The organism is Micromonospora sp. WMMD1155, assembly GCF_029581275.1.
Lineage (GTDB): Bacteria > Actinomycetota > Actinomycetes > Mycobacteriales > Micromonosporaceae > Micromonospora.
Genome location: NZ_CP120742.1, coordinates 1,928,724 through 1,943,595, shown reverse-complemented (window position 1 = coordinate 1,943,595; position 14,872 = coordinate 1,928,724). Strand labels below are relative to the sequence as shown.

Annotated in this window: 14 protein-coding genes and 1 pseudogene; 13 read left to right on the top strand and 2 right to left on the bottom strand. The window is 71.0% G+C overall.

The window, feature by feature from the left end; all coding sequences use genetic code 11:
• The first annotated feature begins 79 nt into the window (after positions 1 to 79).
• The 7 genes from glmU (at position 80) to O7617_RS08565 (ending at position 7,692) form a co-directional block, all read left to right on the top strand.
• The gene (gene glmU / locus O7617_RS08595; RefSeq protein ID WP_348774173.1) at positions 80 to 1,615 is read left to right on the top strand and encodes a bifunctional UDP-N-acetylglucosamine diphosphorylase/glucosamine-1-phosphate N-acetyltransferase GlmU; all 1,536 of its coding nucleotides are present in this window, start codon (positions 80 to 82) and stop codon (positions 1,613 to 1,615) included.
• Positions 1,616 to 1,673: 58 nt separating this feature from the next.
• Positions 1,674 to 2,654 (top strand): ribose-phosphate diphosphokinase, encoded by a 981-nt coding sequence (locus O7617_RS08590; RefSeq protein WP_088986429.1) that lies wholly within the window; start codon positions 1,674 to 1,676, stop codon positions 2,652 to 2,654.
• 334 nt (positions 2,655 to 2,988) lie between these two features.
• A complete protein-coding gene (locus O7617_RS08585) occupies positions 2,989 to 3,687 on the top strand; it encodes a 50S ribosomal protein L25/general stress protein Ctc (RefSeq protein WP_282262684.1) in 699 nt (232 codons plus the stop codon).
• A 94-nt stretch (positions 3,688 to 3,781) separates the two neighbouring features.
• Complete coding sequence (gene pth, locus O7617_RS08580; protein ID WP_282262683.1) at positions 3,782 to 4,372, top strand: aminoacyl-tRNA hydrolase; 591 nt, start codon at positions 3,782 to 3,784, stop codon at positions 4,370 to 4,372.
• 180 nt (positions 4,373 to 4,552) lie between these two features.
• Positions 4,553 to 5,383 (top strand): inositol monophosphatase family protein, encoded by an 831-nt coding sequence (locus O7617_RS08575; protein WP_282262682.1) that lies wholly within the window; start codon positions 4,553 to 4,555, stop codon positions 5,381 to 5,383.
• A gap of 75 nt (positions 5,384 to 5,458) precedes the next feature.
• Positions 5,459 to 6,370, top strand: a complete 912-nt coding sequence (cysD, locus tag O7617_RS08570; protein WP_282262681.1) for a sulfate adenylyltransferase subunit CysD — start codon at positions 5,459 to 5,461, stop codon at positions 6,368 to 6,370.
• Positions 6,371 to 6,384: 14 nt separating this feature from the next.
• Complete coding sequence (locus tag O7617_RS08565) at positions 6,385 to 7,692, top strand: GTP-binding protein (protein WP_282264678.1); 1,308 nt, start codon at positions 6,385 to 6,387, stop codon at positions 7,690 to 7,692.
• A gap of 120 nt (positions 7,693 to 7,812) precedes the next feature.
• Here O7617_RS08565 and galK read toward each other — a convergent pair whose 3' ends face one another.
• Positions 7,813 to 8,982, bottom strand: coding sequence for a galactokinase (gene galK / locus O7617_RS08560; RefSeq protein WP_282262679.1), 1,170 nt, complete (start codon positions 8,980 to 8,982; stop codon positions 7,813 to 7,815).
• Entirely contained in the window at positions 8,979 to 10,013 is a 1,035-nt protein-coding gene (gene galE, locus O7617_RS08555) for a UDP-glucose 4-epimerase GalE (RefSeq protein ID WP_282262678.1), read from the bottom strand. Before galE ends, galK begins: the two co-directional genes overlap by 4 nt.
• A gap of 144 nt (positions 10,014 to 10,157) precedes the next feature.
• On the opposite strand from galE, the pseudogene O7617_RS08550 reads away from it, so the two are divergent.
• From O7617_RS08550 to O7617_RS08525, 6 genes and pseudogenes are all read left to right on the top strand, one after another.
• Positions 10,158 to 11,120, top strand: a pseudogene (locus O7617_RS08550) (hemolysin family protein); the annotation flags it as partial.
• Positions 11,121 to 11,336: 216 nt separating this feature from the next.
• Positions 11,337 to 12,362, top strand: a complete 1,026-nt coding sequence (gene trpS / locus O7617_RS08545; protein ID WP_282262676.1) for a tryptophan--tRNA ligase — start codon at positions 11,337 to 11,339, stop codon at positions 12,360 to 12,362.
• 24 nt (positions 12,363 to 12,386) lie between these two features.
• Entirely contained in the window at positions 12,387 to 12,956 is a 570-nt protein-coding gene (locus tag O7617_RS08540) for a 2'-5' RNA ligase family protein (protein WP_282262675.1), read from the top strand.
• Between the two features lie 78 nt (positions 12,957 to 13,034).
• A complete protein-coding gene (locus tag O7617_RS08535) occupies positions 13,035 to 13,961 on the top strand; it encodes a YhjD/YihY/BrkB family envelope integrity protein (protein WP_282262674.1) in 927 nt (308 codons plus the stop codon).
• Entirely contained in the window at positions 13,961 to 14,347 is a 387-nt protein-coding gene (locus O7617_RS08530; protein ID WP_088986419.1) for a GntR family transcriptional regulator, read from the top strand. The genes O7617_RS08535 and O7617_RS08530 overlap by 1 nt, the downstream gene beginning before the upstream one ends.
• Positions 14,348 to 14,428: 81 nt before the next feature.
• Positions 14,429 to 14,866, top strand: coding sequence for a hypothetical protein (locus O7617_RS08525; RefSeq protein ID WP_282262672.1), 438 nt, complete (start codon positions 14,429 to 14,431; stop codon positions 14,864 to 14,866).
• Positions 14,867 to 14,872 lie beyond the last annotated feature (6 nt).

Genomic DNA, 14,872 nt, shown 5'->3' with positions numbered 1-14,872 from the left:
GGGGGTATCGGACAATCCTCCCACTCCGGCTGGTTAGCATGGCCGCGAGAGTGTCCGCCGTCCCGACGGGAGCCACGTCGTGCCCCAGTCCCACCTCCGTACCGTCGTCGTTCTCGCCGCCGGTGAGGGCAAGCGGATGAAGTCGACACTGCCCAAGGTGCTGCACCCGCTGCTCGGTCGGACGCTGCTCGGTCACGTGCTGAGCGCTGCCGCGCCGCTGGCCGCGGACCGCACCGTCGTCGTGGTGGGGCACGGCGCCGACCAGGTCCGGGAGCACCTGACCGCTGTCGCACCGGACGCCACGCCGGTGCTCCAGGCCGAACAGCTCGGCACCGGGCACGCCGTACGAATCGCGCTGGACGCGGCCCCCGACGGGCCCGGCACCGTCGTGGTGATCAACGGGGACGTGCCGCTGCTGCGGCCCGAGACGGTGGGCGCGCTGGTGACCGCCCACGAGGAGGCCGCCGCCGCGGCCACCGTGCTGGCCGCGGAGGTGCCCGATCCGACCGGGCTCGGCCGGATCGTCCGGGACGCCGACGGCCGCCTGGAGCAGATCGTCGAGGAGCGCGACGCCGACGCGACGCAGCGAGCGATCCGGGAGATCAACGCCGGCATCTACGCGTTCGACGCGGTGCGGCTGCGTGACGCGCTGGGCAAGCTCTCCACCGACAACGACCAGGGCGAGGAGTACCTGACCGACGTCTTCGGCCTGCTCCGTTCGGCCGGCGAGCCGGTCGCGGTGCACGTGGCGGTCGATTACGTCGAGACGTTGGGCTGCAACGACCGGGTGGAGCTGGCGACGCTGCGGCGGCTGCTGCGCGACCGGGTCAACGAGGCGTGGATGCGCACCGGGGTGAGCCTGCTCGACCCGGCGACCACCTGGATCGACGTGACGGTGGCCCTGGACCGCGACGCCGTGGTCGACCAGAACACCCAGCTCCGCGGTGCCACGGTGGTCGGCTCGGGTGCGTTGATCGGGCCGGACGTCACGCTGATCGACACGATCGTCGGCCCCGCCGCGTCGGTGCTCCGAAGCCACGCCGTCGGCGCGGAGGTCGGCGCGGGCGCGACCGTCGGGCCGTACGCGTACCTGCGGCCGGCCGCCCAGCTGGCCGAGAAGGCGAAGGTCGGCACGTTCGTCGAGGTCAAGAACTCCGAGATCGGCCCGGGTGCGAAGGTGCCGCACCTTACCTACGTGGGTGACGCGACGATCGGTGCGAAGGCCAACATCGGCGCGGCGACGATCTTCGTGAACTACGACGGGGTGAACAAGCACCGCACGATCGTTGGCGAGGGTGCCTTCGTCGGCTGCGACACGAGCTTGATCGCGCCGGTCGAAGTGGGTGCCGGGGCGTACGTGGCGGCGGGTAGTGCCATCGCCCAGGACGTGCCGCCGGGCGCGCTCGGGGTGACCCGTGCGCCGCAGCGCAACATCGAGGGCTGGGTGGCCCGCAAGCGCCCGGGAACGGTCTCCGCGGCGGCGGCCGAGCGGGCGCAACGCGGCACCGAGGGTGCGTCGGTGGCGCCGGGCGCCGCAAGCGACAGTGAGGCAATCCACGAGGTGACCGAGACGGTGGGCGGCGCGAGCGGCCCGGGAGATACTGCAACCGAATAGTCCCTGACCCACCACCACCGGGTCGGGTACCGCCGACATAACGGGAGCAGACGGGCCCATGGGCAGCATCGTCGCCGAAAACCGCAAAAGCCTGATGCTCTTTTCCGGACGTGGCTTTCCGGAGTTGGCCAAGGAGATCGGCGAGGTGCTCGGCGTGGCGCCGACCCCGGCCGACGCGTACGAGTTCGCCAACGGCGAGATCTTCGTACGGTTCAAGGACTCGGTACGTGGTTCGGACGCCTTCGTGGTGCAGTCCGTCACGCACGGGGTGAACACCTGGGTCATGGAGACCCTGATCATGGTCGACGCGCTGAAGCGGGGGTCTGCCAAGCGGATCACCGTGGTGCTGCCGTTCTACCCGTACGCCCGACAGGACAAGAAGCACCGGGGCCGGGAGCCGATCTCGGCCCGCCTGGTGGCGGACCTGTTGAAGACCGCCGGAGCCAACCGCATCCTCACCGTCGACCTGCACACCGCGCAGATCCAGGGCTTCTTCGACGGCCCGGTGGACCACCTCTTCGCGATGGACATCCTGGCCGAGTACGTCGAGCACAAGTACGCCGGCCGACCGATGACAGTGGTGGCGCCGGACTCGGGCCGGGTACGGGTGGCCGAGCGGTGGACCGACCGGCTCGGCGGCTGCCCGCTGGCGTTCATCCACAAGACCCGGGACCCGTTGAAGCCCAACCAGGTCGTGGCGAACCGGGTCGTCGGCGAGGTCGAGGGTCGGGTCTGCCTGATCGTCGACGACATGATCGACACCGGCGGCACGATCGCCAAGGCCGCCGACATCCTCAAGGAGCAGGGTGCGGCGGAGATCGTTGTCGCGTCCACCCACGCGCTGCTGTCCGACCCGGCCACCGAGCGGCTGAAGAACAGCTCGATCAGCGAGATCGTGGTGACGAACACGCTGCCGCTTCCGCCGGAGAAGCAACTGGACAAACTCACCGTGCTGTCGATCGCGCCACTGCTGGCGCGGGCGATCCGGGAGGTCTTCGACGACGGTTCGGTGACCACCCTCTTCGGTGGCCTGAGCTGATCGTCCAGCCCCGTTTCCGCCACTCGGCGTTTCGGCGGGTCGGGGGCTGTCAAACTGGTGGAAACGGGGCCGGCGCGCTGGTGGGAACACCACCGACGCGCCGGTCTGGAGCCGTGAACGGGGACTGCCGGAAACCCTGGAAACAGCTCGGGTAGACTGGTGCGGTTGCCACGGCGAGGGTGCCCGGCGGGCCGCTGAGAAGCGCCGCACGGAGGCACCGTCATCGACGCGGTGCTCCGGGCAGTCGTTCATGACGCATGAGCCCCAGCGAGCCCCTCGCCCCAGCACCGCCAGACGACAAGCCGCCGCAGCGAAAAGCATCAGGAGTTTCCCCGTGTCCGAGGTAAAGATCAGCGCCGAGCCCCGCACCGAGTTCGGCAAGGGTGGTGCCCGTCGTACCCGCCGGGCCGGCAAGGTGCCCGCCGTGCTGTACGGCCACGGCGAGAAGCCCAAGCACATCGCGCTGCCGTCGCGGGAGTTCGCCGCGGCGATCCGCAAGGGCGGTGCCAACCAGCTCTTCGCGATCGACATCACCGACGGCACCCAGGTGCTGGCGCTGCCGAAGGCGATTCAGCGTGACCCGATCCGCGACACCTTCGAGCACGTCGACCTGCTCCTGGTTCGCCGGGGCGAGAAGGTCACCGTCGAGGTTCCGGTCCAGCTGACCGGCGAGGCCGCGCGGGACACTCTGATCGTGCACGACCACGACACCCTCTCGGTGACCGCCGACGCCACCAAGGTGCCGGACCACCTGGAGGCGTCGATCGAGGGTCTGGAGGCGGGCACCCAGGTGACCGCCGGTGACGTCGAGCTGCCGGCCGGCGTCGAGCTGGCTGCCGACTCGGAGCTGACCGTCGCCTCGGTGACCGCCGCCCCCACCGCCGAGCAGCTCGAGGCGACGCTGCCCGAGGTCGAGGTGGCCACCGAGGAGGAAGAGGCCGAGGTCGGCGAGACCACCGAGGGCTCCGAGGGTGCGGACGCCGCTCCGGCCGCCGAGGGCGACGAGACCACCGAGGCGCGCACCGAGGCCTGATCGGTTCGTACTCTGCGACAGGCGTCCCCGGATGGTCGGGGGCGCCTGTCGGCGTATCGGGAGGTCACTGGATGGGCGTCGGGAGGGGCGGGTCGTGACGGACGAGGCGGGGCCGTGGCTGGTGGTCGGCCTGGGCAACCCCGGTCGGGAGTACGCGGGTAACCGGCACAACGTCGGCTTCATGGTGGCCGACCTGCTGGCCGGTCGGGTCGGTGCGCGGTTCGGGCGGCACAAGCGGGCGGTGGCCGAGGTGGCCGAGGCGCGGCTGGGGTTCGGTGGACCGAAGTTGGTGCTGGTGAAGCCACTGACGTACATGAACCTCTCCGGTGGGCCGGTGGCGTCCCTGGCGCAGTTCTACAAGGTGCCGGCGGCGCAGGTGATCGCGGTGCACGACGAACTGGACATCTCCTACGGCCAGGTGCGGGTGAAGTTCGGCGGCGGCGAGGGCGGGCACAACGGCCTGCGGTCGATGTCGAAGTCGTTGGGCACGAAGGACTACGCCCGGGTGCGGTTCGGCGTCGGTCGACCGCCGGGGCGGCAGGACCCGGCGGATTACGTGCTGTCGGATTTCGGCGCGGCGGAGCGTAAGGAGCTGGATTTCCTGGTGGACCGGGCCGCCGACGTGGTGGAGTCGGTGGTCGTCAAGGGCGTGGAGCCGACGCAGAACCTCTACCACGGCAGTTGAGGTCGGGTCGGAAGGCCCCAGATCGGGACCTTTCGACCCGGTCCGGCCGGGCGGGGCGTACCGGATCGGAAACGCTGGGCCGGTAGTCTGCGCCTTTCGGCGTGCCGCGACCGGCGACGCGGGTCGCGGCGAATCGGCCTGTGCGGGCACGGGTCGCGGCGAGGCGACGGGAGCAGGCAGATGGGCAGTCCTCCGATGATCGACGGCGCGTTCGCCCGGTGGTTGGCGTCCCGCGCCGGGCAGGCGTTGCTCGACCTGCGTACGGAGATGGGCTTCGCGGACACCGGTGCGCTGAAGTCGGCCGGGGACAAGGTGTCGCACGACCTGATCCGCACGGAGTTGGCGAAGTGGCGACCGGGCGACGCGGTGCTCTCCGAGGAGGACGAGGGGTCGCGGCTGGCCTGGGCGGCGGAGGTGAACACCGGGGCGGTGTCGCGGTTGACCGCCGACCGGGTGTGGATCATCGATCCGTTGGACGGCACCCGGGAGTTCTCCGAGGAGGGTCGTTCGGACTGGGCGGTGCACGTGGCGCTCTGGGCGCGTAGCGCGCCGACCCCGCACGGGCTGGTCGCCGGGGCGGTGGGGCTGCCGGCCCAGCACCGGGTGCTGGGCACTGACTACCCGCCGGCGTACCCGCCGATGACCGTGGAGGCGGCGACGGCCGGCGAGCGGAAGATCCGCCTGGCGGCGAGCCGGAGCCGGCCGCCGGTCTTCCTCACCGACCTGGCCGAGGACGTCGGGGCGCACCTGGTGCCGATGGGCTCGGCGGGAGCGAAGATCGCCGCCGTGGTCACCGGCGAGGTCGACGCGTACATCCACGCCGGTGGGCAGTACGAGTGGGACTCGGCGGCCCCGGTCGCTGTGGCGACGGCCACCGGACTACACGCTTCCCGGATCGACGGATCTGCGCTGAGATACAACGAGGCGGATCCGCGCCTGCCGGACCTCCTGGTCTGCCGCAAGGATCTCGCCACCCGGTTGCTTGCAGCGCTGCAGAGACATTCCGGGTAGCCTGAGCGGACTTTCTTGACATGCCCGACCGGAAAGGTCTGGAAATCGGATGAGCGAGCGAATCGAGCCGGCGTCATGACCACCCCGGCGGCGTACCGGGTCTCCCACCTGGACGCCCTGGAGGCGGAGAGCATCTTCGTGATGCGCGAGGTGGTCGCCGAGATGGAACGCCCGGTGCTGCTCTTCTCCGGCGGCAAGGACTCGATCGTCATGCTGCGGTTGGCGCAGAAGGCGTTCGCCCCGGCCAACATCCCCTTCCCCGTCATGCACGTCGACACCGGCCACAACTTCCCGGAGGTCCTGGAATACCGCGACCAGCGAGTCGCCGAGCTGGGGTTGCAGCTCGTCATCGCGAGCGTGCCGGACGCCCTGGCGAGCGGCATGGTCCGGGAGTCCGGCGACGGCATGCGCAACCGGATCCAGACGCCGGTGCTGCTGGACGCGGTGGAGAAGCACCGCTTCGACGCGCTCTTCGGTGGGGCGCGTCGGGACGAGGAGAAGGCCCGGGCGAAGGAGCGGGTCTTCAGCTTCCGTGACGAGTTCGGCCAGTGGGATCCGAAGAACCAGCGGCCGGAGCTGTGGTCGCTGTACAACGGCCGCCACCACCCCGGCGAGTCGATCCGGGTCTTCCCGCTGTCCAACTGGACCGAGCTGGACGTCTGGCACTACATCGCCCGGGAACGCATCCCGCTGCCCTCGATCTACTACGCGCACGAGCGTGAGGTGATCGAGCGGGACGGCATGCTCTACGCGGTCAACGAGTTCTTCCGCCCCCGGGCGGGCGAGGAGCGGTTCAAGGAGCAGGTGCGCTACCGCACCGTCGGCGACGCCTCCTGCACCGCCGCGGTCCGTTCCGACGCGGACACCGTGGAGAAGGTCATCGAGGAGGTGGCGGCCACCCGGATCACCGAGCGCGGCGCGACCCGTGGTGACGACCGGGTCAGCGAGGCCGCCATGGAGGACCGCAAGCGGGAGGGCTACTTCTGATGACCACCGAGACCATGGCGAATGCGGAGGACCGGGCTGTCACCGGGGCCGGGCCGGAGGCCCGGGCGATGGACCTGCTGCGGTTCGCCACCGCCGGCAGCGTGGACGACGGCAAGTCGACCCTGATCGGTCGCCTGCTCTACGACACCAAGTCGCTCTTCACCGACCAGTTGGCCGCCGTGGAGGCGGTCAGCGCGGCCCGCGGCGACGAATACACCAACCTGGCGCTGCTCACCGACGGCCTGCGCGCCGAGCGGGAGCAGGGCATCACCATCGACGTGGCGTACCGGTACTTCGCCACCCCACGGCGCAAATTCATCATCGCCGACACCCCCGGGCACATCCAGTACACCCGCAACATGGTCACCGGGGCGTCCACCGCCGACCTGGCGCTGATCCTGGTGGACGCGCGCAAGGGCCTGGTCGAGCAGTCCCGTCGGCACGCGTTCCTGTGCTCACTGCTGCGGGTGCCGCACCTGGTCCTCTGCGTCAACAAGATGGACCTGGTGGACTGGTCGCAGGAGGTCTACGAGCGGATCGCCGACGAGTTCACCGCGTTCGCGGCGAAGCTCGACGTGCCCGACCTGACCGTGGTGCCGATCTCCGCGCTGCGCGGTGACAACATCGTCGCCCGGTCGGAGAACATGCCGTGGTACGAGGGTCCGTCGCTGCTGCACCACCTGGAGCGGGTGCACATCGCGAGTGACCGCAACCTGGTCGACGTCCGGTTCCCGGTGCAGTACGTGATCCGCCCGCAGTCCAAGACCGTCACCGACTACCGTGGGTACGCGGGCCAGGTGGCCTCCGGGGTGCTCAAGCCGGGTGACGAGGTGATGGTGCTGCCGTCCGGCTTCACCAGCCGGATCGCCGCCGTGGAGACCGCCGACGGTCCGGTCGCGGAGGCGTTCCCACCGATGTCGGTGACGGTACGACTGGACGACGAGATCGACATCTCCCGCGGTGACCTGATCTGCCGGCCGAACAACGCACCGGCGGTCGCCCAGGACATCGAGGCGATGGTCTGCTGGATGGACGAGACGGCCCCGCTGCGGGTCGGCGGCCGGTACGCGATCAAGCACACCACCCGGTCGGCGCGGGCGATCGTGCGCGGGTTGCACTACCGGTTGGACATCAACTCGCTGCACCGCGACGAGTCGGCCGACGAGCTGCGGCTCAACGAGATCGGTCGGGTGCGGCTGCGGACGACGGTGCCGTTGCTGGCCGACGAGTACCGGCGCAACCGCACCACCGGTGGCTTCGTCATCATCGACGAGACCACCAACCGCACGGTAGGCGCCGCCATGATCGTCGAAGCCGCCTAACCGACCCCACCCTGCGTCCCCCGGCCCCCGTTCCGCCCCCGGTGATCAAGAGGTTTGCGTCAGTCCGGGCCCGGATTCTGACGCAAACCTCTTGATCAACCGCGGCGGTCAGGGTCAGGCTCAGGGGAGGCGGGTGGCGCCGGGGGAGGGTAGGACCGTCACGGTGGTGGGGGCGGTGAAGCCTCGTTCGGCGTACGCGGCCGTGACGGCGGCGGCCACCTCGTCGGCGCGGTCGGCCTCGACCAGGGCGAGGACGCAGCCGCCGAAGCCGCCGCCGGTCATCCGGGCCCCCAACGCGCCGGCCGCCAACGCCGCCTCGACCGCGGTGTCGATCTCCGGCACGGTGATCTCGAAGTCGTCGCGCATCGAGACGTGTGAGGCCGTGAGCAGCGGGCCGATGTCACGGACCCGGGCGGCGCGGAGCAGCGCCACGGTGTCCAGTACGCGCTGGTCCTCGGTGACCACGTGCCGGACCCGTCGCCGGGTCTCCTCGTCGTCGAGCCGGGTCAGCGCCGCGTCGAGCTGGTCGACGCCGACGTCCCGTAGCGCGGCGACGCCGAGCGCACTCGCCCCGGCCTCGCAGGAACGGCGGCGGGCAGCGTACTCACCGTCGGCGTGCCGGTGCGGCGCCCGGCTGTCGACGACCAGCACCGCGAGCCCGGCGGCGTCCAGGTCGAACGGGATGTGCTCGACCGACTCGTCCCGGCAGTCCAGGAAGAGGGCGTGCCCGGCGCGGCAGCGGATCGCCGCGGACTGGTCCATGATTCCGGTCGGCGCACCGACGTAGACGTTCTCCGCTCGCTGCGCCAGCCGGGGTTGCCGCTCCGGCGGCAGCTCCAGCCCACCGAGGTCGAGCAGGGCGGCGAGCACCGCCGACTCCAGCGCGGCCGACGAGGACAGCCCGGAGCCCAGCGGAACGTCGGAGGTGATCGCCAGCCGGGCGCCCGGCACCGGGTGACCCGCCTCGCGGAGCGCCCAGACCACTCCGGCGACGTACGCGCCCCAGCCGGTCACCCGACCCGGCTCGGCGACCTCGTCCGCGCCGAAGGTGATCGTCTCGTCGGAGAGCTCGGACCACACCGTCCACTGCTCTCCGTCCTGCCGGTCGGCGGCGACGACGGTGCGCAACGGCAGCGCGAAGGGCAGCACGAACCCCTCGTTGTAGTCGGTGTGCTCGCCGATCAGGTTGACCCGGCCGGGAGCTGCCCAGCGCCCGGCGGCCTGGCCGCCGTACCGGATGGTGAAGCCCTCGGCGGCCCGTGCGGCGACCTCGCCGTTCGGGCCGGTCACGACTGCCCCAGGATGTGCTCGCGGTAGAAGGCCCAGGCGTCGCCCACCATGTCGTGCAGGGTCGGCTTCTGGGGCGTCCAGCCCAGCTCGTCGTGGGCCAACGCGGAGGAGGCGACCAACTCGGCGGGGTCGCCCTCGCGGCGCGGTGCCACCTCGACCGGCACGGGTTGCCCGGTGACCTCCCGGACCACGTCGACGACCTGGCGGTTGCTGAAGCCGTTGCCGTTGCCGAGGTTGTAGATCCGGTGTTGACCCGGGGTGGCGGTGTCCAACGCCAGCAGGTGTGCCCGGGCGAGGTCGGCGACGTGGATGTAGTCGCGGACGCAGGTGCCGTCGACGGTCGGGTAGTCGTCGCCGAACAGCTGGAGCTTCTCCCGCCGACCGGCGGCGACCTCCAGCGCGATCGGGATCAGGTGCGTCTCCGGGTCGTGTCGTTCGCCGAGCGAGACGTCACCGTCGAGGTGCGCGCCGGCCACGTTGAAGTAGCGCAGCGAAACGGCGGCGAGCCCGTGTGCGACGGCCTCGGAGGTGAGCGCCATGTCGACGGCGAGTTTGGTGGCACCGTACGTGTTGGTGGGTGCCTTGACGGCGGTCTCGGTGATGGGCAGCTCGGTGGGGTTGCCGTAGACGGCGGCGGTGGAGGAGAAGACCATCCGGGGCACCCCGGCGGCCCGGACCGCGTCGATCAGGGCGAGCGTGCCCACGGTGTTGTTCTGCCAGTACAGCTCCGGCTTGACCATCGATTCACCGGCGGCGATCAGGGCGGCGAAGTGCAGCACCCCGTCGAAGCCGGCGTCGGCGGTGACGATGCGGGCGGCCTCGTGGATGGGCGCCTCGACGTGGGTCGCATCCGGGGCGAGCGCCTCGCGGTGCCCGGTTCGCAGGTCGTCCAAGACGACCACCTGGTGGCCTGCGTCGAGCAGCATCCGGGTCACCACGCTGCCGATGAAGCCGGCGCCCCCGGTCACGAGCAGTTTCACGTCGTTGCCTCCCTGCCTGGCCCGCCCGGGACGTGGCCCTTCGGTGATCACCCTAAGGCGGCGGTCGGCACCCTCGCCGACCCGCCATCATCCCCATCTCACCATAATCTTTCACGATTAAACAGAGCCGAACATTCACCGTCCGGCCCGTCCGATTCCGAGTGCGATGGGCGAACGGTGTCTACCATCTCTGTCATGCGGGAAGCGGCCCGTACCGGGCTCCGGCGACGCGTGCGGGTGCCGCCCCGCCGCGATCCCGGTCCGCTCGCCCGGGCCGTCGCCCGCGTGCTGGTTCGCGCCGCAGATGGTGCCACCCGACTCGTCACCGACCTGCTCGGGGCCGGGCCGGCGGCAGGCCGCGAACGCATCTCCGAGGCCGACCTGCGGGACCTGGTCGCGGCGAACACGGTGCTCGACCCGGACGAACGCCGGATCATCGACGAGGTCCTGGTGGCCGGCGCCAGCCTGATCCGCGAGGTGATGATGCCGCGCACCGAGGTGGTCTTCCTCCCGGCGCGGCTGACCATCGCCGAGGCCGCCCGACTGGTCCGCGCCGAGACGCACACCCGCTACCCGGTCACCGACGGCACCCACGACGACGTGGTCGGCTTCGTGCACCTCCGTGACGTGCTGCTGCGCCCGGACGCCGACCGGTGCGTCACCGTCGGCGAGCTGGCCCGGGAGGTGAAACGGCTCCCCGGCAGCAAGCGAGTGCTACCGGCGCTCACCGAGATGCGCCGGGAGGGCCAGCACCTGGCCGTGGTGGTCGACGAGTACGGCGGCACCGCCGGGATCGTCACCCTGGAGGACCTCATCGAGGAGGTGATCGGCGAGATCCACGACGAGTACGACGCGGCGCCGGATCCCGTACACGACGGCCTGCCCGCCGTGGTGGACGGCCGCCTCAACCTCGCCGACTTCGCCGAACGGACCGGAGTGGCACTCCCCAGCGGCCCGTACGAGACGGTCGGGGGGTTCGTGATGGCGTCGCTGGGCCGGTTGCCGGTGGCCGGCGACGAGGTGCCGGTGACCGGTGAACTGAGCGAGGTCGCCGTGCCCGACCCCGCCGAACCGCCGGGCGGCTGGCTGCTGCGGGTGCTCACACTGGACGGCCGCCGGGTGGCCCGGATCGCGGTCTCCGCCGTCCGGCTGTCCGAGCAGTGTCACGAGCAGAGCGGGGGGTCGGGCCGGGAGGTCGGCCCCGGGCGGCCGTGGGAAACCATTTCCGGGCAGCACCGCCGGGTCGTCGTCGGGCCGACGCGCCGGGTCGGCGCGGGCGAACCACGCCAGGTCAGCAGCCCGACACCGGCGGGCCGGAGCCGACCCGCCGGCCCGTCATGACGGACCCGGTCGCGTGCTGACAGAATTGTCGCCATGTCCGACGTTCCCGCCCGCCCCCGCGTCTTCTCCGGCATCCAGCCGACGGCCGACTCGTTCCACCTCGGCAACTACCTGGGCGCGGTCCGGCACTGGGTGGCTCTCCAGGAGACCCACGACGCCTTCTACTGCGTCGTGGACCTGCACGCCATCACTGCGGGGCACGATCCGGCGCTGCTGCGTCAACGGTCCCGGGTGGCCGCCGCCCAGCTCTTCGCGGTCGGGCTCGACCCGGAGCGAAGCACCCTGTTCGTGCAGTCGCAGGTGCCCGAGCACCCCCAGCTGGCCTGGGTGCTCGGCTGCATCACCGGCTTCGGCGAGGCCAGTCGGATGACCCAGTTCAAGGACAAGTCGCAGAAGCACGGCAACGAGCGGTCCAGCGTCGGGCTGTTCACGTACCCGATCCTGCAGGCCGCCGACATCCTGCTCTACCAGGCCAACGCGGTGCCGGTGGGCGAGGACCAGCGCCAGCACCTGGAACTCTCCCGGGATCTGGCCCAGCGGTTCAACGCGACGTTCGGCCAGACGTTCACGGTGCCCGCGCCGCACATCGTCAAGGACACCGCGAAGATCACCGATCTTCAGGACCCGACGGCGAAGATGTCCAAGTCGTCGTCGTCACCGGCCGGCATCATCGACCTCCTGGACGACCCGGCGCGGTCGGCCAAGAAGATCCGCTCGGCGGTCACCGACACCGGCCGGGAGATCGTCTTCGACGCCGAGACCAAGCCGGGTGTGTCCAACCTGCTCACCATCCACTCGGCGCTCAGCGGGCGCGGCATCGACGAGCTGGTGGCCGCGTTCGCCGGCCGAGGTTACGGCGACCTCAAGAAGGAGTTGGCCGAGGTCGTCACCGACTTCGTCCGTCCGATCCAGGAGCGCACCCGCACCTACCTCGACGACCCGGCGCAGTTGGACAAGCTGCTCGCCGGCGGTGCGGAGAAGGCCCGAGCGGTGGCCGCGACGACCCTGCGGTCGGCGTACGAGCGGGTCGGCTTCTTCGCGCCCGTCCGCGGCGAGTAGCTCCACGGACAGGTGGGCGGGTCGGTGGCCGAAGGGGCGGCGCGAAGCGTGGATCGCAGTGGCGGGGTTTCGCCGACCGGCGACACCACCCAGATCGGCATCGCGGTGGACATTCCCGAGCCGTGGGGTGGCCTGCTCACCCGGCGACGGGTCGAGGCCGGTGACCCGCTCGCGGTGCCCGCGCATGTGACGTTGCTGGGGCCCACCGAGATCCAGACGGCCACCCTGCCGACAGTCGAGCGGCATCTGGCCGCCGTCGCCGCCGCGCACCTGCCGTTCACGTTGCACCTGCGCGGCACCGGCACGTTCCGCCCGGTCACCCAGGTGGTGTTCGTCGCGGTGGCGGCCGGGATCAGCGAGTGCGAGCTGTTGGCCGCCGCCATCGCCGCCGCGCCGGGTCTGCATCGCCAGGCGCGCTTTCCGTACCATCCGCACGTCACCGTGGCACAGGACGTGGCACCGGAGGCTCTGGACAAGGTGTACGAGGACCTGGCCGACTTCTCCGCGATGTTCGAGGTCGACGCGTTCACCCTGTTCTCGCACAGCGGGCAGGCCCGGTGGCAACCGCGCCGGGATTTCCGCCTCGGCGACTGACCGTCGGCGACGCGCCGGTCGGCGAGCATCGTCAGCCGGTTGCCGACACAGCAGTGGGAGATCGGCGAGGATGATCGCGTGAACGTGATCGGCCGGATCGAGGCGGGCATCGACCGCTGGGTGAGCGCCGCGCGCCACCGGTCGAGGATCTTCGACCACGTGTGGCGGGCCGGCACGCTGTACGCCGACGTGTTGGCCGGGCGGTTGGCCGCCGCGATCGCCTACTACGGCTTCTTCGCGGTGTTCGCCCTCGCCCTCGTCGCGTACTCCGTCTTCGGGGCGATCCTCGAGGACAACGACGAGGTCAGTGCGGCGGCAGCCGACTTCCTCAAGGACAATCTGCCGTTCCTGGACGCCCAGCAGATCGCCAACTCCAGCAACACGGTCGGCGTGGTCGGCCTCGTCATCCTGGTCTTCACCGGCATCGGGTGGGTGGAGGCGATCCGGTCCTCGCAACGGTTGATGTACCAGCTCAACCAGCAGCCGGGCAATCTGGTGATCCGACGGTTGGTCGACCTGGGTGTGATGATCGGCGTCTTCGTGCTGCTCGGCGTCTCGGTCGCGGCGGTGGACGCGTTGGAGTCGCTGCTGCGTTTCCTGCTGCGCAGCACCGGGTCGGTCGGTCTGACCACGATCAGCGCCGTCCTCAGTGTGCTGGTCAACGCGGTGCTCGCCACCGCGTTGCTCCTCGCGGTGCCCCGGCTGCGGATGAGCAGGTCCCGGTTGCGCCCGGTGGTGCTGCTGGTGGCGGTCGGCATCACGCTGCTGAACACCGTCGGGCGGTACTACGTGGTGCGTACCGAGCGCAATCCGGCGTACACCGTGGTGGCCGGTGCCGTCGGTCTGCTGCTCTATCTCTACCTGCTCAACCAGTTGGTGTTGTTCGGTGCGGCGCTCCTCGCGACCTCCTCGAGCGGGCGGGTGGTGGACCTGGCGGAGGCCGCCGCCCCGCCGAGGGATGTGGACGAGGACACCGACCCCGGTACGCCGGGCGGTGCGGGCTGATGACAGAAGGTGCAGAGGTGCTGATCTCGGTCGACCCGGACTCGTCGGTGCCCCCGTACGAGCAGGTACGCGGGCAGCTCGCCGAGCTGATCGGTGACGGCCGGTTACCGGTCGGCAGTCGACTCCCCACCGTTCGGCAGCTCGCCGCCGACCTGCGGTTGGCCGCGAACACGGTGGCCCGGGCGTACCGGGAGTTGGAGGCGGCGGGGCTGCTGGAGACCCGGGGACGCAACGGCACCTTCGTCGCCCCCGGCCGCGACGACGCCGTCGACCGGTTGCAGCGGGCGGCGGCCGGGTACGCGGCCGAGGCGGCTCGCCTCGGTGTGGCGCCGGCCACCGCGCTCGCTCTGGTCCGCGCAGCCCTGGATGCCGCCCGCCCCGGCTGACCGACCACCGATCGGCCGCCGGACGGGCGGTAACTGTGCCGAAAGGCGTCGTGAATCGTGTTCGCGGACCATGATGAGCCGGTGGGCGCACTCATGACACTGGACCTGCCGGCGGACTCACCGCTCCTCGGCCTGCCGTGGATCATCACCTTCGGTCCACTCGGTGACCTCGACGAGTGGGAGCCGGTGGTCTGCGGGCCCTACGAGCGGCCGCACGCGTTGGCGTTGGCCGAGGCGGTGGTGGCCGAGGAGCAGTTGATGGCCGTGGTGGAGCCGTTGCTGCCGGCGCTGTCGGCCGACGAGATCCGCAGTGAGATCGCCGCCGCGCAGGTCGCCGCCGAGGACGAGGCCCGTCAGACGGAGGGGGCCGACCTCTACGGCGACTTCGAGGACGTGATCGACGAGGAGTTGGACGCCGCCGCCGACGAGGCGGGGCACGGGGAGCCCGTCGAGCCGCCGAACGAGGCCGAGGTGCGGGCCGGCTTCACCCGGATCGCGGCGCTGCTGACCGCGAAGTGATCCGAG

Coding starts and splice junctions, on each gene's coding strand:
- O7617_RS08590 (WP_088986429.1), top strand. CDS start 1,674: ATGGGCAGCATCGTCGCCGAAAACCGCAAAAGCCTGATGCTCTTTTCC.
- O7617_RS08530 (WP_088986419.1), top strand. CDS start 13,961: ATGACAGAAGGTGCAGAGGTGCTGATCTCGGTCGACCCGGACTCGTCG.
- O7617_RS08575 (WP_282262682.1), top strand. CDS start 4,553: ATGGGCAGTCCTCCGATGATCGACGGCGCGTTCGCCCGGTGGTTGGCG.
- trpS (WP_282262676.1), top strand. CDS start 11,337: ATGTCCGACGTTCCCGCCCGCCCCCGCGTCTTCTCCGGCATCCAGCCG.
- O7617_RS08565 (WP_282264678.1), top strand. CDS start 6,385: ATGGCGAATGCGGAGGACCGGGCTGTCACCGGGGCCGGGCCGGAGGCC.
- cysD (WP_282262681.1), top strand. CDS start 5,459: ATGACCACCCCGGCGGCGTACCGGGTCTCCCACCTGGACGCCCTGGAG.